This window comes from Pelomonas sp. BJYL3 (assembly GCF_027257975.1).
GTDB lineage: Bacteria > Pseudomonadota > Gammaproteobacteria > Burkholderiales > Burkholderiaceae_C > Roseateles_B > Roseateles_B flavus.
Genome location: NZ_JANZKX010000003.1, coordinates 708,166 through 732,529, shown reverse-complemented (window position 1 = coordinate 732,529; position 24,364 = coordinate 708,166). Strand labels below are relative to the sequence as shown.

Sequence of the window (24,364 nt, the reverse complement as noted above, 5' to 3'; positions counted from 1 at the left end):
GAGACAGACAATGTCCCGCGTTGGAAAAATGCCGGTCGCACTCCCGCAAGGCGTGGATGTGACGATCTCCGCTGAGCAAATCAGCGTGAAGGGCGCCCTGGGTACGCTGGTTCGTGCAGCCAACCCCCTGGTCGCGATCAAGAACGAAGGCGGCAAGCTGAGCTTCAGCCCGGCTGACGCTTCTGCTGAAGCTGACGCCATGAGCGGCACCTTCCGCGCCCTGGTGGCCAATATGGTCAACGGCGTGAGCAAGGGCTTCGAGAAGAAGCTGAACCTGGTTGGCGTGGGTTACCGCGCCCAGGCTCAAGGCCAGAAGCTCAACCTGCAGATCGGTTTCTCTCACCCCGTGGTGAAGGACATGCCGGCTGGGATCAAGGTGGAATGCCCGACCCAGACCGAAATCCTGATCAAGGGTGCCGATCGCCAAGTGGTGGGTCAGATTGCCGCCGAAGTGCGTGCCATCCGTCCTCCCGAGCCCTACAAGGGCAAGGGCATCCGCTACGCCGATGAAAAGGTCTCCCTCAAAGAGACCAAGAAGAAGTAAGGAGCCGCGCAATGTTGACCAAGAAAGAACAGCGCATCCGTCGTTCGCGCCAGACCCGTGCCCGCATCGCAGTGCAACGTGTCGCCCGCCTGACGGTTTTCCGCTCCAACCTGCACATCTACGCCAGCGTCATCTCCGAAGATGGTACTCGCGTCCTGGCCAGCGCCTCGACGGCCGAGAAGGACGTCCGCGCCCAGCTGGGTGGCGAAGGCAAGGGTGGCAATGTGGCCGCTGCCACGCTGATCGGCAAGCGCATCGCCGAGAAGGCCAAGGCTGCTGGCGTCGAGAAGGTGGCGTTCGACCGCGCTGGCTTCGCCTACCACGGCCGTATCAAGGCCCTGGCCGAAGCTGCCCGCGAAGCCGGCCTGCAGTTCTAAGCGCAAAAAGGATTGATGAACATGGCAAAGTTTCAACCCCGCGTGCAGGACGAAGGTCGTGACGACGGTTTGCGCGAGAAGATGATCGCGGTGAACCGTGTGACCAAGGTGGTGAAGGGCGGCCGTACGCTGTCGTTCGCAGCACTGACCGTGGTCGGCGACGGTGATGGCCGTATCGGCATGGGCAAGGGCAAGGCGAAGGAAGTTCCGGTCGCCGTGCAGAAGGCTATGGAATCGGCTCGCCGCAACATGGTCAAGGTGAACCTGCGTAACGGCACCATCCACCACAACGTGGTGGGTGAGCACGGTGCTTCGCGCGTCATGATGGCTCCGGCTCCTGCCGGTACCGGCGTGATCGCAGGCGGCCCGATGCGTGCCGTCTTCGAAGTGATGGGCGTGACCGACATCGTGACCAAGAGCCACGGTTCGACCAACCCCTACAACATGGTTCGCGCCACCCTGGACGCCCTGAAGCGCTCGACCACGGCCGCTGAAGTCGCTGCCAAGCGCGGCAAGACCGTTGAAGATATCTTCAACTGAGTCGCCAGGATTGGAGAGACAGATGTCTGACAAGAAAACTCTGACGGTCAAGCTCGTGCGCAGCCCGATCGGCTGCCGTGCCTCGCACCGTGCCACCGTGACCGGTCTGGGCCTGCGCAAGATGAACAGCACCCGTGTCCTCGAGGACACGCCTGCTGTGCGCGGCATGATCAACAAGATCGCCTACCTCGTGCAGGTGCTGTAAGCACGGCGCGAACTGAGGACTAGAAATGCAACTCAACACCATCAAGCCTGCCGCTGGTGCCAAGCACGCCAAGCGTCGCGTGGGCCGTGGCATCGGCTCCGGTCTGGGCAAGACTTGCGGCCGCGGCCACAAGGGCCAGAAGTCGCGTGCTGGCGGCTTCCACAAGGTTGGCTTCGAAGGCGGTCAGATGCCCCTGCATCGTCGCCTGCCCAAGCGTGGCTTCAAGTCGCTGACGCTGCCGTTCAACGCCGAGATCACCCTGAGCGATCTGCAAGGCCTGGCCGGCGACGAAATCGACCTGCTGACGCTGAAGGCTGTCGGTCTGGTGCCCGAGCTGACGAAGACCGTCAAGGTCATTCTGTCGGGTGAGATCAGCCGCAAGGTCACGCTGAAGGGCGTGGGTGCAACGGCTGGCGCCAAGGCCGCGATCGAAGCCGCTGGCGGCTCCGTCGCAGCTGAGTAAAGCTCAAGGATCAGGCAACAGTGGCTACCAACCCGAATCAACTGGCCAAGAGCGGCAAGTTCGGTGACCTGCGTCGCCGGCTTGTGTTCCTGTTGCTGGCTCTGGTCGTCTACCGCATCGGGGCGCATATCCCCGTGCCCGGCATCGACCCGGTCCAGCTTCAGCAGTTCTTCAAGGGCCAGCAGGGTGGCATCCTGAGCCTGTTCAACATGTTCTCTGGCGGTGCGCTGTCGCGCTTTACCGTCTTCGCGCTGGGCATCACGCCCTACATCTCGGCCTCCATCGTGATCCAGCTGATGGGCTATGTGGTGCCGAGCCTGGAAGCGCTGAAGAAGGAAGGCGAAGCAGGTCGTCGCAAGATCACGCAGTACACGCGCTATGGCACGCTGGGCCTGGCGATCTTCCAGAGCCTCAGCATTGCGCTGGCGCTGGAAAGCTCGCCTGGTCTGGTGCTGGCGCCCGGTTTCGGCTTCCGCCTGACCGCTGTCAGCAGCCTGGTGGCTGGCACCATGTTCCTGATGTGGCTGGGTGAGCAGATCACCGAGCGCGGTCTGGGTAATGGCATCTCGATCCTGATCTTCGGCGGTATCGCTGCAGGTCTGCCGGGCGCCATTGGTGGCCTGCTGGAGCTGGTGCGTACGGGGGCCATGTCGATCTTCTCCTGCCTTGTGGTGGTGGCGATCGTCATCGGTGTCACCTGGCTGGTGGTCTTCGTCGAACGTGGTCAGCGCAAGATCTTGGTGAACTATGCCAAGCGCCAGGTGGGCAACAAGGTGTACGGTGGTCAATCGTCGCACCTGCCGCTCAAGCTGAACATGTCGGGTGTGATTCCGCCGATCTTTGCATCGTCCATCATCCTGCTGCCGACCACGCTTGTGAGCTGGTTCGCCACGGGTGACAGCATGCGCTGGTTGAAGGACATCGCGGACATGCTGCGTCCGGGTCAGCCGATCTACGTGCTGCTCTACGCATCTGCGATTGTCTTCTTCTGCTTCTTCTACACGGCGCTGGTTTTCAATAGCCGTGAGACCGCGGACAACCTGAAGAAGAGCGGCGCCTTCATCCCCGGGATTCGTCCTGGTGAGCAGACCGCGAAGCACATCGACAAGATCCTTTCGCGTTTGACCATGGCGGGCGCCATCTACATCACGGGTGTGTGCCTGCTGCCTGAGTTCCTGACGCTGAAGTACAACGTCCCCTTCTATTTCGGTGGCACCTCGCTGCTGATTATTGTGGTGGTGACCATGGACTTCTGGGCCCAGGTGCAGTCTTACGTAATGAGTCAGCAGTACGAATCGCTGCTGAAGAAGGCAAATTTCAAGGCCAACTGAGCGTCAGCTCGGTCAGCCGATCCATCAACAACCGTACCAACTGAAGCGACAACGAGGCATGGCGAAAGACGACGTCATTCAAATGCAGGGTGAGATTCTCGAGAACCTGCCCAATGCCACGTTTCGAGTGAAGCTGGAGAACGGTCACGTCGTTCTCGGTCACATCTCCGGCAAGATGCGCATGCACTACATCCGCATCCTGCCTGGCGACAAGGTGACCGTTGAATTGACGCCGTACGATTTGAGTCGTGCTCGCATCGTGTTCCGGGCGAAGTGAGCGAATTTGTCCCCCGGACGCGCTGTTTGAGCGAATAGATTAGGTCAAGGAGCAGACCATGAAAGTTTCGGCATCCGTCAAGAAGATGTGCCGCAATTGCAAGATCATCCGTCGCAAGGGCGTGGTGCGTGTGATCTGTACCGATCCGCGCCACAAGCAGCGCCAAGGCTGATTGCTGCACGACACGAGCGAATTAGAGGACGCAAATGGCACGTATTGCTGGTATCAACATTCCGCCGCAAAAGCACACGGAGATCGGTCTGACCTCGATCTACGGCATTGGCCGTACGACCGCGCAGAAGATCTGCAACGCTTGCGGTATCCCGTTCGACAAGAAGGTCAAGGACCTCAATGACTCCGATCTGGAAAAGATCCGTGAGGAAGTGGGCAAGCTGACCATCGAAGGCGACCTGCGCCGTGAGATGTCGATCAACATCAAGCGTCTGATGGACCTGGGTTGCTACCGTGGTTTCCGTCACCGCCGTGGTCTGCCGATGCGCGGCCAGCGTACGCGCACCAATGCCCGCACCCGCAAGGGTCCGCGCAAGGCTGCGCCGACCGGCAAGAAGTGATCCAGCGGCAACCCTGAAGAGAGCTCACCATGGCAAAAGCACCTAACAACTCGGCTGCCCAGCGCGTTCGCAAGAAGGTTCGGAAGAACGTGGCTGACGGCATCGCCCACGTCCACGCTTCTTTCAACAACACCATCATCACCATCACCGACCGTCAAGGCGGCGCCCTGTCCTGGGCTTCGTCGGGTGGTCAGGGCTTCAAGGGCTCGCGCAAGTCGACCCCCTTCGCAGCCCAGGTGGCGGCTGAAGTGGCCGGCCGCGCTGCTCAAGAGCAGGGCATCAAGAACCTGGACGTGAAGATCAAGGGCCCCGGCCCGGGTCGCGAGTCCTCCGTTCGTGCACTGGCAGCGCTGGGCATCCGCATCAATTCGATCTCGGATGTGACGCCTGTCCCGCACAATGGTTGCCGTCCGCAAAAGCGTCGTCGCATCTAAGACGGTTTTGCTGCGATAATCGCGGACTGTTTCCCCGCGCCGGCGGGCACGAAAGTGCCGCGCCGGCTGTTTTGCTGAGTGCAACTCCGGTTGTTGCTCATGAAGCCCACCGTTCGAGCCTATAAAAACACGGGCCGGACTCGCGCAGGGCCCTAGGAAGGGCTTGCGTCAGATTGAACAAGGACACGCAAAGTGGCACGTTATCTCGGCCCCAAGGCCAAACTTTCCCGCCGTGAAGGTACCGACCTGTTCCTGAAGAGCGCCCGCCGCGCCATCAGCGACAAGGCCAAGTTTGACACCAAGCCCGGTCAGCATGGCCGTACCTCGGGTCAGCGTACCTCCGACTTCGGCCTGCAACTGCGTGAAAAGCAGAAGGTCAAGCGCATGTATGGCGTGCTGGAGCGCCAGTTCCGCCGCTACTTCGCTGAAGCCGAGCGCCGCAAGGGTTCGACCGGCGTGAACCTGCTGACGCTGCTGGAATCGCGTCTGGACAACGTCGTGTACCGCATGGGCTTCGGCTCGACCCGCGCTGAAGCACGTCAGCTGGTCTCGCACAAGGGCATCACCGTCAACGGAGAAGTGGTGAACATCGCTTCCTACCTGGTCAAGGCCGGTGATGTCGTGGCCGTGCGTGAAAAGGCCAAGAAGCAGCTGCGCATCCAGGACAGCCTGAAGCTGGCCGAGTCCATCGGCATGCCGGCTTGGGTGCAGGTCGATGCCTCCAAGATGGAAGGCGTCTTCAAGAAGACCCCGGATCGCGATGAATTCGGCGCTGAGATCAACGAATCGCTGATCGTTGAGTTGTACTCGCGTTAATTCTTTCGTGCCTGCCGAGCGGCCCTTCCTGGGCCTGCTCGGCTTTTCCTCGTCCGGGTTCCGTGTTCTCGCGGGATCCGGTTGGTCCCTCAGCCTTATCGGTGTAACGAACCGAGGGTATTGAAAGAAAGACCTCATGCAAACCAATCTGCTCAAACCCAAATCCATCAATGTGGAGCCCCTGGGCGGTCATCGCGCCAAGGTCACCCTGGAGCCGTTCGAACGCGGCTATGGCCACACCCTGGGCAACGCCCTGCGCCGTGTGCTGCTGTCCTCGATGGTGGGTTATGCGCCGACGGAAGTGACGATCGCTGGGGTGCTGCACGAGTACTCGGCCATCGACGGCGTGCAGGAAGACGTGGTTCACATCATGCTGAACCTCAAGGGTGTGGTGTTCCGCCTGCACAACCGTGAGGAAGTGACCCTGGTGCTGCGCAAGGAGGGCGAAGGCCCCGTGACTGCTGCAGACATCCAGACTCCGCACGACGTCGAGATCATCAATCCCGAGCACGTCATCGCCCATCTGTCGCAAGGCGGCAAGCTGGACATGCAGATCAAGGTCGAAAAGGGCCGCGGCTACGTGCCGGGCACCATGCGCCGCTATGGCGACGAGCCGACCAAGTCGATCGGCCGCATCGTCCTGGATGCGTCTTTCTCGCCGGTCAAGCGCGTCAGCTATGCCGTTGAGAATGCTCGCGTGGAGCAGCGTACCGATCTGGACAAGCTGGTGATGGAGATCGAAACCAACGGCGCCATCTCGCCCGAGGAAGCGATCCGCGCTTCGGCCAAGATCCTGGTCGAGCAGCTGGCGGTCTTCGCCCAGCTGCAAGGCACCGACCTGGTCGATGCCTTCGACCAGCCGGCCCAGCGTTCCAGCACCTTCGACCCGATCCTGCTGCGTCCCGTGGACGAGCTGGAGCTGACGGTGCGCTCGGCCAACTGCCTGAAGGCCGAGAACATCTATTACATCGGCGACCTGATCCAACGCACCGAGACCGAGCTGCTCAAGACCCCGAACCTGGGTCGCAAGTCGCTCAACGAGATCAAGGAAGTGCTGGCTTCGCGCGGCCTGACCCTGGGCGCCCGCCTGGAAAACTGGCCGCCGCAAGGTCTGGACAAGCGCTGATCAGGTTCTCCCCCTACGCGCTGATGCGCGCCCCCTTCAGGGGGCAAGCTTCCAGGGCCGGCGAAGCCGGACCCTGAAGCTTCGCGGGGGGCAGGGCATTGAAATGTTTTTTGAAAGGGGTGGGGTGTTGACAAACCCCGCCCGGTGCCCCGGCAGTACCTGATACGGCTGCTGGTATTACATAGTAGGAAAGGAAAGCACCATGCGTCATCGTAACGGCCTCCGCAAGCTGAACCGCACCAGCGAGCACCGCAAGGCAATGCTGCGCAATATGGCAGTCTCGCTGCTGCAGCACGAAGCCATCAAGACCACCGTCCCCAAGGCCAAGGAACTGCGCCGCGTCGTCGAGCCGCTGATCACCCTGGCCAAGGAGCCCACGCTGGCCAATCGCCGCCTGGCTTTCGATCGTCTGCGTGACCGCGACATCGTCAGCAAGCTGTTCAACGAGCTGGGCCCCCGTTTCGCTGCTCGTCCGGGCGGCTACACCCGCATTCTGAAGATGGGCTTCCGCGTGGGCGACAACGCCCCGATGGCCTATGTCGAGCTGGTGGATCGCGCCGAAGAGGCTGCCGAGGCTACTGCCCAGGCTGAATAAGCCCTGGCTGCAGCAGCTTCTGCTGCTTGCATTCAAGAAGGCCGGCTCATGCCGGCCTTTTTTCATTCTGGACACGCTGGCACCGCGGGCGCAGGGCGGCCCTGCGATTCCGTGGCCTATCGCATCCCTGCTGGCGGTGTGCTGGCACTGCCGCTAAGCTGCGCGCTTCCCAATCGGCGCCGTGACCCCTGCCAGGGAAAGGGGGGGGGCTTCGGCGCAGCGAGACATCACCATGAACATGATCAAGCAGGCGGTCGCGCGAGGGCTCAGGCCTTGGCTCGCATCGCTTTTCCTGATGCTGGGCCTGCTGGGCGCCACGCAAGCGCGGGCCGACGACTTCCTGGAGCCCGAGCAGGCCTTCAAGTTGGCGGCGCGCGTGCTGGAGGACAAGAGCGTCGAGCTGCGCGTGAGCATTGCGCCCGGCTACTACATGTACCGCGAGCAGTTCCAGTTTGTCGCTGACGGAGTGCAGCTGCAGGCCCGGGTGCCCGATGGCAAGAAGAAGTTCGACGAGACCTTCCAGAAGGAAGTGGAGGTCTATCGCGAAGGCCTGAGCGTCAGGCTCGACGTGGCTCAGGCGCCGGCCAGTTTCGAACTCAAGGTCACGGGCCAGGGCTGCGCCGACAAGGGGCTGTGCTATCCGCCGATGACGCGCCCTGTCCAGATCCAGCTCAAGGGCTTTGGCGGCGCAGGACAGGTGACGCTGCTACCGCCTGGCGAGGGGCTGGGCAGCTTCGGCGACGGCGACGCCATCGCCGCGTCGACTCCAGTGAGCAAGTCCTCCGTCCTCCTGGCGGACGGTCAGCCGGCTGCCGCTTCTGGCGACGCCGCCGCGACCAAGGCATCCGGTGGGGGCTTGGAGGCGGCCCTGCAGTCCGGGCGCTTCTGGCTGGTGGTGGGGCTGTTCTTCATTGGCGGGGTGGGCCTCTCGCTGACGCCCTGCGTCCTGCCCATGGTGCCCATCCTGGCCTCCATCATCGTCGGGGGCGGGCAGCAGGTCTCGCGTGGCCGTGGCTTTGCCTTGGCACTGGCCTATTCACAAGGCATGGCACTGGTCTATACGTCCCTGGGCATCGCGGCCGGCCTGGCGGGGGAGGGGCTGGCGGCCTACTTCCAGTCGCCCTGGGTGCTGGGTTCCTTTGGTCTCGCGCTGTGCCTCTTTGCCCTGTCGATGTTCGGTGCCTATGAGCTGCAGCTGCCCAGCCGCTTTGCCAACCGGCTGAATGACGCCTCGCAGCGCCTGCAGGGCGGGCGCCTCTTCGGCGTGTTCATGATGGGCGCGCTGTCGGCCCTGCTGGTGAGCCCCTGCGTGACTGGCGTGCTGGCCAGTGCCCTGCTGTATCTCAGCAAGACGCACGATGTCGTGCTGGGGGGCTCTGCGCTCTATGCCATGGCCAATGGCATGAGCGTGCCGCTGCTTCTGCTGGGGCTCTCCGCGGGCTCTCTGCTGCCCCGCGCCGGCGCGTGGATGGACGGCGTGAAGCACTTCTTCGGCATGCTGCTGCTGGGGGTGGCCTTGTGGACGGTCCAGCCCTTGCTGCCGGATGCTGCAACGCAGCTGGTGATGGGTGCCCTGGCAGTCGCTACGGCCCTGGCGCTGGGACTCTTCAAGAGCTGGCATCCGCATGCAGGCCCGCGCGCTTGGCTGGGCAAGACCGCGGCCCTGGCGGCGCTGGTCTTCGGGCTCCTGCAATGGGTGGGAGCTGCGGCCGGGGGCACGGATCCGCTGAAGCCCTTGCGCGGGGTGTTCGTTGCGGCGGGGGCGCAGGCCCCTGGCGCAGCAGGTCCTATGGCCGCGGGCCAGTCGCTGGTGTTCCAGAAGATCCACAGCGTGGCTGAACTCGACGCCGCGCTGAAAAGTGCCGGCCGGCCCGTCATGCTCGACTTCTACGCCGATTGGTGCAAGTCATGCAAGGAGATGGACCGATTCACCTTCAGTGACGCTCAGGTCCAGCAAAGGCTGGGCAAGGCGCTGCTGCTCAAGGCGGATGTCACAGCCAACAACGCCGATGACCGCGAGCTCCTCAAGCGTTTCAAGCTCTTCGGCCCGCCGGGCACCATCTTCTTTGACGCACACGGGCAGGAGTTGCTGGACAAGCGGGTGATCGGCTTCCAGGATGCCGCCACCTTCCTCGGCTCGCTGGAGGCCGCAGGCATTTGATCAGCATGCCAAAAACGTGCTACACTCTTAGCTTCAGTCGCGGGGTGGAGCAGTCTGGTAGCTCGTTGGGCTCATAACCCAAAGGTCGTAGGTTCAAATCCTGCCCCCGCAACCAGTTTTCGAAAGCACATGAGCTTCATCATGTGCGTTCAAGCCAGCCGCCAAAAACCAGGGCCATTCATCGGTCCGGTGCCAGGCGGCTTGTTTTTCCCCGGATCCAGCCGGGGCGATGTCTGCCGGTGCAGGGCCTTCGGTCCAGGCGCAGCAGGGGTCGGCGACAGATCAGTCGCGGGGTGGAGCAGTCTGGTAGCTCGTTGGGCTCATAACCCAAAGGTCGTAGGTTCAAATCCTGCCCCCGCAACCAAGTATGGAAATGAAGGCCTGTGAGTCCGGTGCTCATGGGCCTTTTTCTTTTGTCGAGGCCCGCCTCGAGGCTTTCGAGGGAGCTTTGTACCCTCTGTCATCAAGTGCCATGCGGCATTGGGGCCGAGACTTGGCACAATCCGCCTTTTGCACCTTTGAATCGAACCCATGTCTGAACCGACCTCTCAGCCGGGGGCTGAACAACAAGCCCTGCAGGCGGCCTGCGCCGAGCAGCTCAAGGCGCTGTTCCCCGCCCTGTTTACCGGCGCACCGAAGCCGGTGAAGCTGCGCATCCAGGCCGACATCCAGGAGCGAGCCCCGGGTCAGTTCAGCAAGCAGCAGCTCTCTGCCTTTCTGCGCCGTCATACCGGCAGCACGGCCTATCTCAACGCCGTCATCAAGTCTACGCACCGCTTTGACCTGGATGGCAAGGAGGCGGGCGAGATCACGGCCGAGCACAAGCAGGTCGCGCGTGACGAATTGAGTCGTCGCCGTGCCAAGCATCAGGAACGGCAGGTGCAGGAGGAAGCCGCTCAGCGCCAGCGATTCGAGCTGCTGCGTGCCTTCGAGACCACGACGTTGACCCGTGCCAATTTCTGTGCGTTGAAGGGTCTCGCGGAAGACCAGCTGGACGGCTTGCTGGCCCAGGCGCGTGAAGAGGCTAAGGCCTGGGCCGCTCGGCCCCGGCCCGCGGACGGCGGGCGAGGTGGTGCGCCAGGCGAGCGCCGGGGTGGTCCGGGCGCCGATCGCCGTGGGCCTCGCCAGGGGCGACCGGACGATCGCCGGTCGGGTCGTGGAGCCTCCGGCAAGGGCGGCGGCCAAGGTCGTCCGCAAGGCGGCCGCCCGGCGCCTGCACGTCCGGAATCGGCCCGCGCCCAGCCCGCGGAGGCCCCGCGTGAAGCGGCCGCTCCGGTGGATGCCGCTGCGCAGGCTCCTGCTACCGACGTGGGGCAAGGCGAGGCCTGACTGCGCCACATGGACGGTGCCCGCCAGTGGGGGCCGCTGCGCCCTCATGCCCTGATGGCATCAAAGCCATCCAACGCGAAAGAGGGTGGGGCTGGGCGCCCGGTGATGCGGGCAAGCGGCAAGGTGCGCGTGTTGCGCGTCTAAAGCGCAGCTGCTGCCATGCCGCATTTCAGTCTGCTTGGCTGTGAGGTAAGGGTTGGCTAAATGGCCAAGCCCTGCCACGGCAAGCAGATGCCGGGCGGGTCGGCCTGGCGATACGGGGGCGGTGTCAGGACGCTTTCAAAGCGAGGATTTGACGCCAGTCTTGGTGTCCGCGGCGCAGCCCAGCTTGCAGACCACCTCATTGCGGCCCAGGATGCGCTTGGATTGCAGGGCGCTCGGCGGCCGGTGCTTGCCGCACTTGAAGCAGGACCGGGTGTGACCGCTGCCGAGGAAGGGCGAGCCGCCCAGCTTGGACTCGTAGCGCAGGCCGTCTTCGCTGACCGCCGTGTATGTATCTTTGCTCATTCTTGTCCTTGTCCTGGCCCACCTCTTGCCATACTCAGCGAGGGTGAAGGGCGAACCGAGAATGTCGAAATCCCTCAACACCCATTTAGGCACAGGCCGGGCGCTGCCGCTACCTCGCAAACCCACGCTCTTGTCACAAAGCGCATCGTTGATCGACGGAGCGCCCCCGTGAACACGGGGCGGCCATGCCGGGCCGGGTTTCCAATGGGGCGTAACTCCCGTCGGCCGCCAGCTTTTGATGCATCATGGAGGGACCTGATCTCCCCGCCCTCCCATCTTTTCCATGCAAGACCTGCCGCCAGAAGCGCTCCAGCAGATTGCCGCCTATTTCCAGGTGCTCGCCGAGCCTACGCGGCTCAAGCTGCTCAACGCCCTGCGAGAGGGGGAGCGCAATGTCGGGGAGCTGGCTGCCCTGTGTGTCTCGACACCGGCGAACGTCTCCCGCCACCTGTCGCAGCTGGCCAAACAAGGGCTGGTGGAGCGCGAGGGGCGGGGCAACAGCGTCTACTACCGCATGGCCGATGAATCGGTCTATGCCCTGTGCGATCTGGTCTGCGGCAATATCGCGCGGCGTTTCGAGCGGGAGGTCCAGTCCAGGGAGCTGTTCCGCGCCACGGGCGTGACGGAGCGCGCCAAGACCGACTGAGCAGGCGGCGCCGCTTGCAGCCTGGCGGGCCTGCTGGCTTGGCGCACAATGCCGGCTTTGCCCGCGCCGGACCTCGCCATGGCCAAACTGTTTTTCCGCTACGCCGCGATGAATGCCGGCAAATCGACTGCTTTGCTGCAGGTGGCCCACAACTACGAGGAGCGCGGGCATCGGGTGCGCATCTTCACGGCGCAGCTGGACGATCGCTACGGGCGCGGCTATGTGACCTCACGGCTGGGGCCGCAGCGAGCTGCGGAAGTCTTCACCCCAGACACCGATTTCATGGCGCTGATGGCGGCGGACCCCGGCATTGCGTGCATTCTGGTCGATGAGGCCCAGTTCCTCAGCAAGGCCCAGGTCCACGCTCTGCACGAGATCGCGCATCTGCACAATATGCCGGCCATCTGTTATGGCCTGCGCACCGATTTCCGGGGTGAGCTTTTCCCGGGCTCTGCCTGCCTGCTGGCGCTGGCCGACGAGATGGACGAGATGAAGACCATCTGCGACTGCGGCCGCAAGGCGACCATGAACATGCGCGTTGACGAAAGCAACCGCAAGGTCACGGAAGGGGCGCAGGTGGAGATTGGCGGGAATGCCCGCTACCGGGCCGTGTGCGGGCGCTGCTTCCGCCAGGCCGGTTGAGTCTGCGCGGCCTCGAGACACACTGTGCATGAAAAACGGCCTGGGCGGAGGCTCAGGCCGTTGGGCTTGCCATGCGGGGAGCCCGGACGGGCTCCACCGGCTCAGCTCTTGCTGCCCAGCTGCTCTTCCAGCTCCTTGCAGGAGGGCGCGCAGACCGGCTGAGACTTGCCCAGCAGCTTCTTCGACTTCAGCATGGCCCGTGGGCGATGCTTGCCGCAGAGAAAGCACGACATGGTGGCCGCGCCGAAGGAAGAGGTGGCCGCAAAAGGCGAGCCGGGAGCTTTTGATCGGTAGCGCAGACCATCGGCGTCGATGGTCGTCTTGGTACTGTCCTTGGCCACGCTGGTCCTGACTGGTAAGTGAACGACGGGGATCCGGCCCTCTGGCTTCCTCTGCCCGAGAAACCGGCCTTTCTACACCCCGTATTTTCCATCATCAGGCGCCGTTCGGCACGACCCATGGGCGAGAATTTCGCCGCCGTCCCTCGGTCATGGGGCCGAATCCGGTGGCCTGCCCGCGCCTTCCAGCAGACGCCCCTGGGGTCCTGTCGAGTTCCGGAGGCGTCCGCCTTTGGCTTCGGTGGGCGGGCTCAGCGGCCCTGGAAGCGCGGCGGCCGGCGCTCCTGCCAGGCACGGACGCCTTCGACCAAGTCTTGCGACGCCGCCGCACGGGCGATGTCGTCCGCCAGCTGAACGCTGTCCAGCTCGTGCCGCGCCAGGGCATTGAGATGCCGCTTCATGCCGCACAGCGCCAGGGGCGCCAGTTCGCACAGGGACTGCGCGAGTTCCAGGGCCTGGGCTTGCAGCTGCGCCTCGTCGTCATACAGGCGATCGAGAAAGCCGCAGTCAAGCATGGCCTGGGCATCCAGCGTTTCACAGGCGAGCAGGACGCGCTTGGCCATGCCCAGGCCCAGACGGTTGACGTAGCGAGCCATGCCTCCGCGGTAGAAATGCAGGCCCAGCCGTGCAGCAGGGACGAACATCTCGCAAGCGCGCGTCCCCAGCCGAAAGTCGCAGGCCAGCGCCAGGTCGGTGGCTCCGCCATAGACGCCCCCCTGGATGGCGGCAATGGTGATGGGGCGGGCGTTCTCCCAGGCATCGGTCAGCCGCTCGAAGAGCGCACCCGCGTCCACGCCGGGGACCGCGCCGATGTTGAAACCGCTGCAGAAATGCCTGCCTTCCCCTTCCAGCAGCAGCACACGCACGTCAGCCAGTGCATTCACCGTGTCCAGCTGCTGCTCCAGTGTCTGCAGATCCTCGATTTCCAGGCGGTTGGCCACTCGCGGGCGGCGCAGGGTGATGCGGGCGAGGTGCTGGTCGATCTGCAGACGAGGGGCGTGGGAAGGCATGGTTGGGGCGCGGTGAACGAGGCTCCGCCAGTGTAGGCGGCGGTTCCGGGGCGATATTCCCTGAGTGCCCCACTGGGATATTGGGCGTCTGGCACGCCGAGTGGGCCCGCAGGAATGTCTGTGCGGCGTCAATGTCGGCGCTAAGTGCGGTGAATCCGGTGCGGGAATTCATCTACCGACCGGTCGGACTATTTCTTGAGCCTTGTCAATGCGCGTTGCCACGAAGCGCCGTGTCAGGCGCATTGTTTAGAGTGGGCCGCAACAAGAGGCGGTGTCCATGGATTTCACGATTGCAGGCATTCTCGCGCTGGACGGGCTCACCAACGGCGCCATCTACGCGCTGCTGGCCCTGGCCACAGTGCTGGTCTTTGCGGTGACACGGGTGATCTTCATCCCGCAAGGTGAATTCGTGGCCTTTGGCGCCCTGACCCTGGCTGCCTTGCAGCAGGGCCAGACGCCGGCGACGGCGCACTTCCTGCTGGTGATGACCGCCCTGGTGGCCCTGCTGGATGGCTGGGCGGCCTGGCGCGGCGGGCAAGGGAGGCGTGGTTTGCTGAGAGTTCTGGTGCAGGCACTGCCCGGCCTGCTGATCGGCTTGCTGGCCTTGTGGGCGGCACCGCGCCAGTGGCCCCTGCCGGTACAGGCCGCCTTGAGCCTGGCCATCGTGACGCCCATGGGGGCCCAGATCTACCGCCTGGCCTACCAGTCGCTGGCTGATGCCTCGGTGCTGGTCTTGCTGATCGTGTCCGTGGGCGTGCATTTCGCGTTGACCGGCCTGGGCCTCGTGTTCTTCGGCGCGGAGGGCTCCCGCAATCCGGCGTTCTGGGACGCCAACTTCTCGGCCGGTGCGCTGAGCCTCTCTGGCCAGACCGTGATCATCATGGCGGCGGCGCTGGCCCTGATCAGCGCCCTGTGGCTGTTCTTCGAGCACAGCCTGCGCGGCAAGGCCTTGCGCGCCACGGCGGTGAACCGCCTGGGGGCGCGCTTGATGGGCATCTCCAGCACGGCGGCGGGCCAGCAGGCCTTCACGCTGGCGGCCTTCATCGGCGCGCTGTCGGGGCTGCTGATCAGCCCCACGACCACCATCTTCTATGACAGCGGCTTCCTCATCGGCCTCAAGGGCTTCGTGGCCGCCGTGTTCGCCGGGCTGGCGAGCTATCCGGGCGCGGCGCTGGGCGCCGTGCTGGTGGGCCTGCTCGAGTCCTTCAGCTCCTTCTGGGCCAGCGCCTACAAGGAAGTCATCGTCTTCACCTTCATCCTGCCTGTGCTGCTGTGGCGCTCCCTGCGCGACCCGCATGGGGAAGAGCACTGAGCAGGGGGCCGTCATGTCGCAAAGCAAAGTACTTCCCGCCCTCGCCTTGCTGCTGTTCTTTCTGCTGCCAGCTCTGCCGGTGCCGGAGTTCTGGATCACGCAGCTCAACTACATCGGCATGTTTGCGCTCGTCGCGCTGGGCCTGGTGCTGCTGACAGGGGTCGGCGGGCTGACGTCATTCGGCCAGGCGGCTTTCGTGGGCCTGGGGGCCTACACCACGGCCCTGCTGTCCACGCGTTATGGGTTGTCGCCGTGGCTGGGCCTCTTTGCGGGACTGGCCATCACGGCGGCGGTTGCCCTGCTGCTGGGGCTGTTGACGCTGCGCATGTCCGGGCACTACCTGCCGCTGGCCACCATCGCCTGGGCACTGAGTCTCAACTACCTGATCGCCAATACCGAGTTCCTGGGCAAGTATGACGGCCTGCTGGGGCTGCCCGCGCTGGAGCTGGGCGCCGTCTCCCTGGCCAGCGGACGGGCCATGTATGTGCTGATCTGGCTGTGCGCGCTGCTGGCGGCGCTGGGGGTCAGGCACCTGCTGGATTCGCGCCCCGGCCGTGCCATCCGCGCCCTCAATGGCGCCACCACCATGGCCGAGGCCATGGGCGTCTCGACCTTCCGCTACAAGCTCAGCGTCTTCGTGCTGGCGGCCCTGCTGGCCTCGCTGTCGGGCTGGTTGTTCGCTCATTTCCAGCGCACGGTGAACCCCAGCCCCTTCGCGCTGAAGATGGGCATCGAGTACCTCTTCATGGCGGTGGTCGGCGGCATTGCTACGGTACCGGGTGCCTTCGTGGGCGCCGGCGTGGTCAAGCTGCTGGAGGACCAGCTGAAGGAGTTGCTGCCGCGCCTGCTGGGCAGCAACGGCAACTTCGAGATCATCGTGCTGGGCGTGATCCTGGTGCTGATGCTGAAGTACGCCCCCAAGGGGCTGTGGCCCTTCGTGCAGGCGGCCTGGCAACGACGCCATCCCGCGCGAGCCCGGCTCAGGAACTGGGACGGCGCCGCGGCGCTGCCGGCGCGTGACAAGCCCCGGCGCGGCGAGCTGTTGCTGGACGTGGACCGGATCCGCAAGCAGTTCGGCGGACTGGTGGCGGTCAATGACGTCAGCTTCCAGATCCGCGCGGGCGAGATCATCGGCCTGATCGGCCCCAATGGCGCGGGCAAGTCCACCACCTTCAATCTGATCAGCGGCGTGCTGTCGGCCACGAGCGGGCGGGTGCAATTCCGCGGGCAGTCCGTGGCGGGCCTTGGCTCGCGCCAGATCGCCGAGCGGGGCATGTCCCGCACCTTCCAGCACGTGAAGATGATCGCGGACATGACGGTGCTGGAGAACGTCGCCCTGGGCGGCTACCTGCGCAGCCGGGCGGGCCTGGTGCGCAGCATGCTGAGGTTCAACGCGGCCGAGGAGCGCCAGCTCTTCGCGGAGGCCGAGGCTCAGCTGCGCCGCATCGGGATGGCGGAGCAGATGCATGAGCTCGCGGGCAACCTGGCACTGGGGCCTCAACGCCTGATGGAGATCGCCCGCGCGCTGTGCAGCGATCCCTCGCTGCTGCTGCTGGACGAGCCCGCTGCCGGCCTGCGTCACAAGGAGAAGCAGGCCCTGGCCGCCGTGCTGCGCCAGTTGCAGGATGAGGGCCTGAGCATCCTGCTGGTGGAGCACGACATGGAATTCGTGATGGGCCTGACCGACCGCCTGGTGGTGATGGAGTTCGGCACCAAGCTGATCGAGGGCACGCCGCAGGAAGTCCAGGACAGCCCCATCGTGCGTGCCGCCTACCTGGGCACCGAGCACTGACCCCGCGCAGGAGAGAAACCATGACGCAATTGCTGCAAGTGCGCGGACTGCATGCCGGCTACGGCCGCGCCGAGGTCCTCAGCGGCCTGGACCTCGACCTGGCCCAGGGCCAGGTGGTCACGGTGATCGGCCCCAATGGCGCGGGCAAGAGCACCACGCTCAACGCGCTGATGGGCGTGCTGCCTTCACGCGGCCAGGTGGTCTTCGACGGCGAGGGCCTGGCGGCCAGCGGCCTGGAGGACCGCGTGATGAGGGGGCTGGCCCTGGTCCCCGAGAAGCGCGAGCTCTTCACCACCATGAGCGTGCAGGACAACCTCGTGCTGGGCGGCTTCCGCCCCATGCGCCTGGGGCAGCGCGACTGGCGCGAGGAGCTGGAGCGGGTCTACCAGATCTTCCCTCGGCTCAAGGAGCGGCGCGAGCAGCTGGCCGGCACGCTCTCGGGCGGCGAGCGCCAGATGCTGGCCGTGGGGCGCGCGCTCATGTCCCGCCCCAAGCTGCTGATGCTGGACGAGCCCAGCCTGGGCCTGGCACCGCTGATCGTGAAGGAGATCTTCCGCATCGTGGCCCAGCTGCGCGACGCGGGCGTGAGCATCCTGCTGATCGAGCAGAACGCCCGTGCTGCGCTGGAAGTGGCGGACTATGGCTACGTGCTGGAGACCGGCGAGATCGCCCTGCAGGGCCCGGCGGCCGAGCTGGCCCGGGACGCCCGCGTGATCGAAACGTATCTGGGCGCGGCGAGGAAGCCCGCCTGATCCGGCGCAGGCCCGCCTCAGGCCGCGCTCCGCCTTTCATCTGCACCTCGTTCCGCTGGGGACCGCGCTCATGCAGCCTGTCGCCAGCCCCTGGCGGGCGCGTGCGGCGGCTGGCTATCCTGGACGCAAGTTTCAACATCTGTCCAGGAGATGCCCCATGAAAAAGCGCTTCTCGCCCGCCCTCGCCGCCGCGCTGCTGCTGTCGGCCCCGCTGCTGATGGCGGCGCCAGCCGCGTTGGCGCAGACGGACAAGGCCTCCCGCACGGCCAGCTCCAACGGCTTCAGCGCCGGCATCGAGTTCAAGCAGCAGGCCACGCCGGCCGATGTGGGCCTGCCGGCCTATCCCGGCGCCCAGCCGCAGTACGACAAGAAGGACGATCTCGCCTCCCTGACCATGGGCCTGTGGGGCGGCACCTTCGGCTTCAAGCTGGTGGTGACCAAGTTCTCCAGCGAGGACAGCCTCGAGACCGTCAGCCGCTTCTACAAGGACGCGCTGGCCAAGTACGGCCCGGTGCTGGACTGCAGCCAGAACACGGGCGGCGGCAAGAAGGACGACAAGGTCCTGGGCTGCGATGATGACAAGCCCGAAAAGGGCGGCCTGCTCTTCAAGGCCGGCAAGCCCGAGGCCTACCGTATCGTCTCCCTGCAGCAGCGGGGCAAGCTGGTGCATTTCCAGCTGGTGCGCATCGAGGCGCCCAAGCGCTGACCGGGCGGGTCAGCGCTCGTCCAGCAAGCTTGCGATCGGCAGCGGCTGCAGCGGGAAGCGCACGCCGCGCTGGGGGTGTGCCTCGGGCCAGCCCAGCAGCTGCTGGCTGATCGGCCCGCAGATCCGGCCCTGGCAGGCGCCCATGCCGCAGCGGGTCTGCAGCTTGGCCTCGCGCCAGCCGGGATGAGGCTGGAGCTCGCGCAAGCGCACGCCCTCGCAGCGGCACACGCGCACCTCGGGCGTGCAGCGGGCCCACTGAGCCGGCGTCGGGCCGAAGTGGCGGGCCAGTCGCTGCGAGAAGGCCAGGGCCCCGGCATGTGCGCGAGTCAGGGCGCCCGGGATGTCCTTGCCGAGCATGGACAGCGCCGCCAGCTGGCCTTCAATCCAGGCCTTGCCCATGCCCCCGATGCCCGTGCACTCACCCGCGGCGTAGACGCCCGGCCGGCTGCTGAGCAGCCCGTCGTCGACCACGATGCGGCCGTCAGGGCCGGTGTCGCAGCCCAGCATGGCTGCCAGCTCGCTGTTGGGGAGGAGCCCGAAGCCCAGGCCCAGGGCCTCGCAAGGCTCGTCCCATTCGCGCAGGCCGTCGCTCAGCCGCACCCCTTCGACGCGGGACTGGCCCAGCACACGCACGACCTGCACGCCGATCCGGTAGGGCACGCGACGCAGCTGCCAGCGCAGGGCCAGGGCCTGCCGCCATTGCGCCAGGTTCAGCCGACTGGCGAAGAGGGTCAGGTCTTGCAAGGCGCGCAGCTCGATGATGCCACCCAGGATGGCGCCGGCCTCCTGCAGTGTCTTGGCCGTGGCCAGCAGCAGCGGGCCGCTGCCGGCCAGCATCACGCGCTTGCCTTCGACCGGCCAGCCGCCCTTGACCAGCGCCTGCAGGCCGCCCGCTCCGGTGACGCCGGGCAGGTCCCAGCCCGGCACCGGCACATGCAGTTCGCGCGCGCCCAGTGCCAGCAGGGTCTTGTCGCCCCGCAGCTGCTTGAGGCGGCCGCCACTCATGTCCTGGGCCAGGATCCCGCCCTCCGGCGTGGTGCCGACGGCCATGTGCCCGGGCAGGAAGCGAAGGCGCGGACTTGCCAGCAGCTGCGGCAGCACGGGTGCCAGGCGCCGCGCCTGGGCGTCCTGCGCGGCTGGGCCGCCGCGCCAGATCTGGCCACCGGCCTGGGCCTGGTTGTCCAGCCACAGCACCTCGGCATCGGCCTTCAGCAAGGTCTGCACCGCAGCCAGGCCGGCCGGGCCGCTGCCGATCACGAGATGGGGCGCCTGAAGCGAGCTCATGCCTGGGTCTCCACCCGCATGCCTTCGGCGACCAGGCGCATGCAGGCCAGGCTCTCGTCCTGGCCATCGATGCGTACCCGGCAGGCCTGGCACTGGCCCATGCCGCAGAACACGTCGCGCGAGCTGCCGTAGACGGTCTGCCCGAAGAGGGTGACATCGCAGCGGCGCAGGGCCGCCGCCACGGTGATGCCGGCAGGTACCGCACGCGCGTGGCCGTTGATGTGCAGGGTGAGGGTCTTCATGCGGGAAGGGCGATGCCGAAGCGCGCCGGGTCGTAGGGACGGGCATCCAGGCCTGCGGGCTGTGCCAGGCTGAGGTCCGCCAGCAGCTCTGCGCTGGCCAGCGAGGTCGTGATGCCCAGCCCCTCGTGCCCGCAGGCCACCCAGGTGTTGCGCAGGGTGGGGTGGGCGCCGATCAGCGGCTGGCCATCTGTGCTGGCGGGGCGGATGCCGCTCCAGCAGCGCAGCAGGCTCTGCTGAGGCAGGGAAGGGAGGTAGTCTGCCGCGCAGGCCAGCATGCGACGCAGCATGGGGAGGTCGATCTCGCGCTCCTCGCGGCCGATCTGGCGCGAGGAGCCGATCAGCCACTGGCCGGCCGGGCGCGGCTGAACGTTGAAGGACACGGTGTCCTCGTCCACCAGATGGGCCTTCTTGATGTAGCCCAGCTCGACCAGCTGGTGGCGCAGGCTCTGCTCGCGGGCCTGCGTGATGGCCAGCTGGCCCTTCTTGGGCAGCAGACTGCCCGCAGGCATGAAGCGCTGGCTGGCCAGGCCGCCGCACAGCACCACCATCGCGGCGCTGAAGAGGCGGCCGTCCTGCAGGCGCACGCGGCCGGGGCGCAGGTCGCGGACCTCACCGCGGATCAGCGTGGCGCGCGATTCATCCAGCCAGCGTTGCACGACCTTGGGCGGGTAGACGCGCCCGTCGGCCGGCACGCGCAGGGCGCCGACCAGGCGGTGGTGCAGCAGCGGCTCGAGCTGGCGCAGGGCCCGAGCGTCCAGCAGTTCGGCATTCATGCCCTGGGACTGCAGCCAGCGCGCCTTGCGCTGAGCGAGTTGCCATTCCTCGTCGTCCGCGGCCAGCCACAGCGTGCCGCAGCGCTGAAACTCGGACACGTGCTCATGCTCGCCCGATTCGGCCAGCCATTGGCCCCACAGCTGCATGGAGCGGCGCGAGAGCTGGTACTCGTGGTCGTCGCCGGCGCCCTCGGCATCGACCACCAGCAGGTGGCCCATGGAGGCCGCGGTGGCGCCGCCGCCCGGGGCCGATTGCTCGACCACGGCGACGGACAGCCCCCGCCGCGCGAACTCGCGTGCACAGGCGGCGCCGACGATGCCGGCACCAATGATCAGCACATCGGCCTGCAGCATGGCGGGCGGCTCAGCGCGGGATGCCCCAGGCGAAGGGATCGCCGGGCTGGATGATCAGTTGAGCGTCCAGGTTGACATAGGCCCGCCCGGTGATGGTGGGCAGGATGTGAGCGGCCGCGCCATCGGGCGCGGGCTGGTAGCGGCCCTCGAAGACGCTGCCGATCACGCTTTCCTGGCGCCACAGGGCGCCCGGTGCGAGCTTGCCCTCGGCGGCGAGGCAGGCCAGCTTGGCACTGGTGCCGGTGCCGCAGGGGGAGCGGTCATAGGCGCTGCCGGGGCACAGCACGAAATTGCGGCCGTGGTTGGCCGGGTCGGCCGGCGGGCCGATCAGCTCGATGTGGTCGATCTCGGCGCCGTCCGCCCCCGTGATGCCCTGGGCCTGCAGGGCCAGGCGGATCTGCTCGGAGAAGGCGGTGAGCGTCTGCGCCTGTCCCGGGGTCAGGTCTTGCCCATGGTCGTCGCAGAGGAAGAACCAGTTGCCGCCCCAGGCGATGTCGCCGTGCAGGCGCCGGCCGCCGACCTGCACCGGCACCTGCCGGGCCAGGCGGTAGGCGGGCACGTTGGCGATGCTCACGGAGCCATCCTCGTGCAGGGTGGCGGTGATCTCGCCCACCGGTGTTTCGATGCGATGCGCGCCGGGCTGGATGCGCCCCATGTAGGCCAGGGTGGCGATCAGGCCGATGCTGCCGTGGCCGCACATGCCCAGGTAGCCGACGTTGTTGAAGAAGATCACGCCTGCCGTGCAGGCCGGATCGACAGGCTCGCAGAGCAGGGCGCCCACCAGGACATCCGAGCCGCGCGGCTCGTTCATCAGGGCGCGGCGCCAGGCGTCGTGCCCGGTGCGAAGACGCAGCAGACGCTCGGCCATGGAGCCGCGGCCGAGGTCCGGGCCGCCGGCGACGATGGTGCGGGTCGGCTCGCCGCCGGTGTGGGAGTCGATGATGCGGGTCGGCGTGATCGGGTTCATGAGGAAGGGAATGGGCTCAGGCGATCACCTGCTGCGCGAACTGCCGCAGGTAATCCATCAATTGGTCCGCCGCCGCCGCGGCCGCCTCGCTCTGCCCCTGGGCAATGGCCTCGGCGAGCAGCTGGTGGCAGCGCGCGCCTTCGCTCATGTCGCCCTGGTGCTGGTAGGCGGTCCAGAAGCGTCGGCACTGGATCACCATGGGGATCACGGCAGCGACGGCAGCCTGGTTGCGGCAGGCGGCGTGGTTGACATGGTCCAGGGCCTGGTCCGCCTGCAGATAGGCGCTCAGGTCCCCGGCGGCGGCGGCGGTGGTCATTTCGGCGGCGCAGCCGAGCAGGGCCTCGCGCTGGGGCGGCGTTGCGCGGCGGGCGCTGGTGCTGGCGATCAGCCGCTCCAGTGCCCGGCGCGCCTCCAGCAGGTCCAGGTGCTGGGCCAGCTGGATGTCGCTGACCAGCAGGCCGCGGCGCGGCAGCTGCACGATCAGGCCGTTGGCGACCAGGCGCATCAGGGCCTCGCGGGTGGGCGTGCGGCCCAGGCCGATGCGCTCGATCAGCTCGGCCTCGACGATGGGCGCCCCGGGCTTCAGGGCCAGCGTGGCGATGAGGTTCTCGATGGCGTCATAGGCCTGGTCGGCCACGCGGCGCTTGTCGATGGCATCGTCGCCCGCCTCGTGCGGGATGGGGGAGGACGTTGTTGCGTTCATTCCCGCATCTTCGCAGCAGATGCCCGTCTGGCTATGCCTGATTACGCGAAATGGCTACAGCCAGAGGGGCTCAGAAGAACTGGCGCAGGTCCGGACGGGTGTCCAGGCCCTTCTGGATGATGGCCTGCACGCGCTCGCGCTCGGCACCGACCAGGGGCAGGCGGGGGCGGCGCACGTGCTCATTGCCCACGCCCACCATGGCCTCGACCAGCTTGAGGTTCTGGACCAGCTTGGTCGAGACATCCAGGTGCAGCAGGGGGGTGAACCACTGGTAGAGCTTCAGGGCTTCGTCGTAGCGCTTGGCCTGCATCAGGCGGTACAGCGCCACGGTCTCGGCCGGGAAGGAGGTGCACAGGCCGGCCAGCAGGCCGTCGCAGCCCAGTGCCAGGCCTTCGAAGCTGAGGTCGTCCACGCCGATGAAGAGCTGGTAGCGGGTGCCCAGGGCATTGCGCAGGTCGGTCAGTCGGCGGATGTTGTCGGTCGATTCCTTGATGGCGACCAGCCATTCGCAGTCCCCCAGCTCGACGAAGTTGTCGGGCGTCAGATCCACGCGGTAGGCCACCGGGTTGTTGTAGACCATGGTGGGCAGCTGGGCGGCGGTGGCGATGGTGCGCACATTGGCCATGGCCTCGCGGGCGTCGGCCACGTAGATCACCGCGGGCATGAGCATCAGGCCCTGCACGCCGATCTTGTTGGCGCCGTCCACATAGCGCAGCGCCTCGCGGGTGCTGGTCTCCGAGACATTGGCCAGCACCGGCACGCGGCCGGCGGAAACCTTCACGGCGATCTCGGCCACCTGCAGCTTCTCTTCCAGCGTCAGGGTGCTGGCCTCGCCCAGGGAGCCGCCAGTCACGAGACCATCAACGCCGTTGGCGATGAGGAACTCGAAGTGGCGCTCCATGGCCTGGACGTCCAGGTTCTCGTCAGCATCGAACTTGGTCGTCACGGCGGGGAAGATGCCGCGCCATTGAGGCAGGGGGCGGGAACTCATCGAGCAATCTCCTGTTGAAATATATTTGCAGAATATTCGTTGAGAATCGCCCTGTCAACCCCAGATGGGTGGCTGAGCCGGCCAGCGTGCCCGCGCAGTCGCCTTCGCTGCCGCCGAAGCCGCGGCAGGGCGGGGCTGGCCCCAGGGCGGGCAGCGCAGGCTGCCGCATACAATCCGCGATCCGTCCATGATGGCGCAGTTGCGCCCATGGACCATTCCTAGAGGGTTCAGACCGTGTTCATTTCTACTGCTTTTGCCCAGACCGCCGCTCCGGCAGCCCAAGGCCCCGAGTCCAGCCTCATGGGCATGTTGCCCCTGGTGCTGATGTTCGTCGTGCTGTATTTCGTGATGATTCGTCCCCAGATGAAGCGTCAGAAGGAGCACAAGGCCATGATCGAGGCCCTGGCCAAGGGCGATGACGTCGTCACCAGCGGCGGCCTGCTGGGCAAGGTGGCCAAGCTGGACGAGAACTTCGTGAACCTGGAAGTCGCCAGCGGCGTCGAGATCAAGGTGCAGCGCTCGGCCGTGGTCCAGGTCCTGCCCAAGGGCTCGGTCAAGTAAGAAAGCCTGGCAGC

The 24,364-nt window shown here is 66.1% G+C and carries 31 protein-coding genes and 2 tRNA genes; 24 read left to right on the top strand and 9 right to left on the bottom strand.

The window, feature by feature from the left end; translation table 11 throughout:
• Nucleotides 1-10: 10 nt before the first annotated feature.
• The 17 genes from rplF (at nucleotide 11) to O9Y01_RS12915 (ending at nucleotide 10,770) form a co-directional block, all read left to right on the top strand.
• Entirely contained in the window at nucleotides 11-544 is a 534-nt protein-coding gene (rplF, locus tag O9Y01_RS12995) for a 50S ribosomal protein L6 (protein WP_183104001.1), read from the top strand.
• An 11-nt stretch (nucleotides 545-555) separates the two neighbouring features.
• Complete coding sequence (rplR, locus tag O9Y01_RS12990) at nucleotides 556-921, top strand: 50S ribosomal protein L18 (protein ID WP_183104002.1); 366 nt, start codon at nucleotides 556-558, stop codon at nucleotides 919-921.
• Between the two features lie 21 nt (nucleotides 922-942).
• The gene (gene rpsE / locus O9Y01_RS12985; RefSeq protein WP_183104003.1) at nucleotides 943-1,461 is read left to right on the top strand and encodes a 30S ribosomal protein S5; all 519 of its coding nucleotides are present in this window, start codon (nucleotides 943-945) and stop codon (nucleotides 1,459-1,461) included.
• Nucleotides 1,462-1,483: 22 nt separating this feature from the next.
• A complete protein-coding gene (gene rpmD / locus O9Y01_RS12980; protein WP_183104004.1) occupies nucleotides 1,484-1,666 on the top strand; it encodes a 50S ribosomal protein L30 in 183 nt (60 codons plus the stop codon).
• A gap of 25 nt (nucleotides 1,667-1,691) precedes the next feature.
• On the top strand, nucleotides 1,692-2,129 hold the full coding sequence (rplO, locus tag O9Y01_RS12975) for a 50S ribosomal protein L15 (protein WP_269632000.1): 438 nt from the start codon (nucleotides 1,692-1,694) through the stop codon (nucleotides 2,127-2,129).
• Nucleotides 2,130-2,149: 20 nt separating this feature from the next.
• Complete coding sequence (gene secY, locus O9Y01_RS12970; protein ID WP_183104006.1) at nucleotides 2,150-3,460, top strand: preprotein translocase subunit SecY; 1,311 nt, start codon at nucleotides 2,150-2,152, stop codon at nucleotides 3,458-3,460.
• A 58-nt stretch (nucleotides 3,461-3,518) separates the two neighbouring features.
• Nucleotides 3,519-3,737 carry a translation initiation factor IF-1 gene (infA, locus tag O9Y01_RS12965; RefSeq protein WP_009855680.1) on the top strand — a complete coding sequence of 73 codons (219 nt, stop codon included), beginning with the start codon at nucleotides 3,519-3,521 and terminating at the stop codon, nucleotides 3,735-3,737.
• 58 nt (nucleotides 3,738-3,795) lie between these two features.
• Nucleotides 3,796-3,909 (top strand): 50S ribosomal protein L36, encoded by a 114-nt coding sequence (gene rpmJ, locus O9Y01_RS12960; protein ID WP_035036301.1) that lies wholly within the window; start codon nucleotides 3,796-3,798, stop codon nucleotides 3,907-3,909.
• A 34-nt stretch (nucleotides 3,910-3,943) separates the two neighbouring features.
• Nucleotides 3,944-4,309, top strand: a complete 366-nt coding sequence (rpsM, locus tag O9Y01_RS12955) for a 30S ribosomal protein S13 (RefSeq protein ID WP_269631996.1) — start codon at nucleotides 3,944-3,946, stop codon at nucleotides 4,307-4,309.
• A gap of 29 nt (nucleotides 4,310-4,338) precedes the next feature.
• Nucleotides 4,339-4,743, top strand: coding sequence for a 30S ribosomal protein S11 (rpsK, locus tag O9Y01_RS12950; RefSeq protein ID WP_056194196.1), 405 nt, complete (start codon nucleotides 4,339-4,341; stop codon nucleotides 4,741-4,743).
• Nucleotides 4,744-4,935: 192 nt separating this feature from the next.
• A complete protein-coding gene (rpsD, locus tag O9Y01_RS12945; RefSeq protein WP_269631994.1) occupies nucleotides 4,936-5,559 on the top strand; it encodes a 30S ribosomal protein S4 in 624 nt (207 codons plus the stop codon).
• A gap of 136 nt (nucleotides 5,560-5,695) precedes the next feature.
• The gene (locus tag O9Y01_RS12940) at nucleotides 5,696-6,685 is read left to right on the top strand and encodes a DNA-directed RNA polymerase subunit alpha (RefSeq protein WP_183104009.1); all 990 of its coding nucleotides are present in this window, start codon (nucleotides 5,696-5,698) and stop codon (nucleotides 6,683-6,685) included.
• A gap of 202 nt (nucleotides 6,686-6,887) precedes the next feature.
• Nucleotides 6,888-7,280 (top strand): 50S ribosomal protein L17, encoded by a 393-nt coding sequence (gene rplQ, locus O9Y01_RS12935; protein ID WP_269631993.1) that lies wholly within the window; start codon nucleotides 6,888-6,890, stop codon nucleotides 7,278-7,280.
• Between the two features lie 232 nt (nucleotides 7,281-7,512).
• Nucleotides 7,513-9,441, top strand: coding sequence for a protein-disulfide reductase DsbD (dsbD, locus tag O9Y01_RS12930; protein WP_269631991.1), 1,929 nt, complete (start codon nucleotides 7,513-7,515; stop codon nucleotides 9,439-9,441).
• Nucleotides 9,442-9,479: 38 nt separating this feature from the next.
• Nucleotides 9,480-9,556: transfer RNA gene (locus O9Y01_RS12925), tRNA-Met, on the top strand.
• Between the two features lie 172 nt (nucleotides 9,557-9,728).
• A tRNA-Met gene (locus O9Y01_RS12920) sits at nucleotides 9,729-9,805 on the top strand.
• Nucleotides 9,806-9,972: 167 nt separating this feature from the next.
• Nucleotides 9,973-10,770: a ProQ/FinO family protein gene (locus O9Y01_RS12915; protein ID WP_269631990.1), complete on the top strand. Its 798-nt coding sequence runs from the start codon at nucleotides 9,973-9,975 to the stop codon at nucleotides 10,768-10,770.
• Between the two features lie 279 nt (nucleotides 10,771-11,049).
• On the opposite strand, the gene O9Y01_RS12910 is transcribed toward O9Y01_RS12915, so the two are convergent.
• Complete coding sequence (locus O9Y01_RS12910) at nucleotides 11,050-11,277, bottom strand: hypothetical protein (RefSeq protein ID WP_269631989.1); 228 nt, start codon at nucleotides 11,275-11,277, stop codon at nucleotides 11,050-11,052.
• A gap of 283 nt (nucleotides 11,278-11,560) precedes the next feature.
• Here O9Y01_RS12910 and O9Y01_RS12905 point away from each other — a divergent pair, with 283 nt between their 5' ends.
• Complete coding sequence (locus O9Y01_RS12905; protein WP_269631988.1) at nucleotides 11,561-11,923, top strand: ArsR/SmtB family transcription factor; 363 nt, start codon at nucleotides 11,561-11,563, stop codon at nucleotides 11,921-11,923.
• Between the two features lie 78 nt (nucleotides 11,924-12,001).
• Complete coding sequence (locus O9Y01_RS12900) at nucleotides 12,002-12,565, top strand: thymidine kinase (protein WP_269631987.1); 564 nt, start codon at nucleotides 12,002-12,004, stop codon at nucleotides 12,563-12,565.
• 101 nt (nucleotides 12,566-12,666) lie between these two features.
• On the opposite strand, the gene O9Y01_RS12895 is transcribed toward O9Y01_RS12900, so the two are convergent.
• Together O9Y01_RS12895 and O9Y01_RS12890 are read right to left on the bottom strand one after the other, a co-directional pair.
• Nucleotides 12,667-12,906 carry a hypothetical protein gene (locus O9Y01_RS12895; RefSeq protein ID WP_269631986.1) on the bottom strand — a complete coding sequence of 80 codons (240 nt, stop codon included), beginning with the start codon at nucleotides 12,904-12,906 and terminating at the stop codon, nucleotides 12,667-12,669.
• A gap of 248 nt (nucleotides 12,907-13,154) precedes the next feature.
• Nucleotides 13,155-13,913, bottom strand: a complete 759-nt coding sequence (locus tag O9Y01_RS12890; RefSeq protein ID WP_269631985.1) for an enoyl-CoA hydratase/isomerase family protein — start codon at nucleotides 13,911-13,913, stop codon at nucleotides 13,155-13,157.
• 277 nt (nucleotides 13,914-14,190) lie between these two features.
• Here O9Y01_RS12890 and O9Y01_RS12885 point away from each other — a divergent pair, with 277 nt between their 5' ends.
• The 4 genes from O9Y01_RS12885 (at nucleotide 14,191) to O9Y01_RS12870 (ending at nucleotide 18,475) form a co-directional block, all read left to right on the top strand.
• Nucleotides 14,191-15,225: a branched-chain amino acid ABC transporter permease gene (locus O9Y01_RS12885; protein WP_269631984.1), complete on the top strand. Its 1,035-nt coding sequence runs from the start codon at nucleotides 14,191-14,193 to the stop codon at nucleotides 15,223-15,225.
• A gap of 13 nt (nucleotides 15,226-15,238) precedes the next feature.
• Entirely contained in the window at nucleotides 15,239-17,017 is a 1,779-nt protein-coding gene (locus tag O9Y01_RS12880; RefSeq protein WP_269631983.1) for a branched-chain amino acid ABC transporter ATP-binding protein/permease, read from the top strand.
• Between the two features lie 20 nt (nucleotides 17,018-17,037).
• On the top strand, nucleotides 17,038-17,769 hold the full coding sequence (locus O9Y01_RS12875; RefSeq protein ID WP_269631982.1) for an ABC transporter ATP-binding protein: 732 nt from the start codon (nucleotides 17,038-17,040) through the stop codon (nucleotides 17,767-17,769).
• A gap of 157 nt (nucleotides 17,770-17,926) precedes the next feature.
• The gene (locus O9Y01_RS12870; RefSeq protein WP_269631981.1) at nucleotides 17,927-18,475 is read left to right on the top strand and encodes a hypothetical protein; all 549 of its coding nucleotides are present in this window, start codon (nucleotides 17,927-17,929) and stop codon (nucleotides 18,473-18,475) included.
• Nucleotides 18,476-18,484: 9 nt separating this feature from the next.
• On the opposite strand, the gene O9Y01_RS12865 is transcribed toward O9Y01_RS12870, so the two are convergent.
• The 6 genes from O9Y01_RS12865 to O9Y01_RS12840 all read right to left on the bottom strand — a co-directional run bounded on the left by O9Y01_RS12865 (nucleotide 18,485) and on the right by O9Y01_RS12840 (nucleotide 23,789).
• A complete protein-coding gene (locus O9Y01_RS12865) occupies nucleotides 18,485-19,759 on the bottom strand; it encodes an NAD(P)/FAD-dependent oxidoreductase (RefSeq protein WP_269631980.1) in 1,275 nt (424 codons plus the stop codon).
• Nucleotides 19,756-20,001 carry a (2Fe-2S)-binding protein gene (locus O9Y01_RS12860; RefSeq protein ID WP_269631979.1) on the bottom strand — a complete coding sequence of 82 codons (246 nt, stop codon included), beginning with the start codon at nucleotides 19,999-20,001 and terminating at the stop codon, nucleotides 19,756-19,758. The genes O9Y01_RS12865 and O9Y01_RS12860 overlap by 4 nt, the downstream gene beginning before the upstream one ends.
• Nucleotides 19,998-21,128: an NAD(P)/FAD-dependent oxidoreductase gene (locus O9Y01_RS12855; RefSeq protein ID WP_269631978.1), complete on the bottom strand. Its 1,131-nt coding sequence runs from the start codon at nucleotides 21,126-21,128 to the stop codon at nucleotides 19,998-20,000. The genes O9Y01_RS12860 and O9Y01_RS12855 overlap by 4 nt, the downstream gene beginning before the upstream one ends.
• 10 nt (nucleotides 21,129-21,138) lie before the next feature.
• A complete protein-coding gene (locus O9Y01_RS12850; protein WP_269631977.1) occupies nucleotides 21,139-22,095 on the bottom strand; it encodes a proline racemase family protein in 957 nt (318 codons plus the stop codon).
• A 16-nt stretch (nucleotides 22,096-22,111) separates the two neighbouring features.
• Nucleotides 22,112-22,798 (bottom strand): GntR family transcriptional regulator, encoded by a 687-nt coding sequence (locus tag O9Y01_RS12845; protein WP_269631976.1) that lies wholly within the window; start codon nucleotides 22,796-22,798, stop codon nucleotides 22,112-22,114.
• A gap of 70 nt (nucleotides 22,799-22,868) precedes the next feature.
• On the bottom strand, nucleotides 22,869-23,789 hold the full coding sequence (locus tag O9Y01_RS12840; protein ID WP_269631975.1) for a dihydrodipicolinate synthase family protein: 921 nt from the start codon (nucleotides 23,787-23,789) through the stop codon (nucleotides 22,869-22,871).
• Nucleotides 23,790-24,023: 234 nt separating this feature from the next.
• On the opposite strand from O9Y01_RS12840, the gene yajC reads away from it, so the two are divergent.
• A complete protein-coding gene (gene yajC / locus O9Y01_RS12835; protein ID WP_269631974.1) occupies nucleotides 24,024-24,350 on the top strand; it encodes a preprotein translocase subunit YajC in 327 nt (108 codons plus the stop codon).
• Nucleotides 24,351-24,364: the final 14 nt, after the last annotated feature.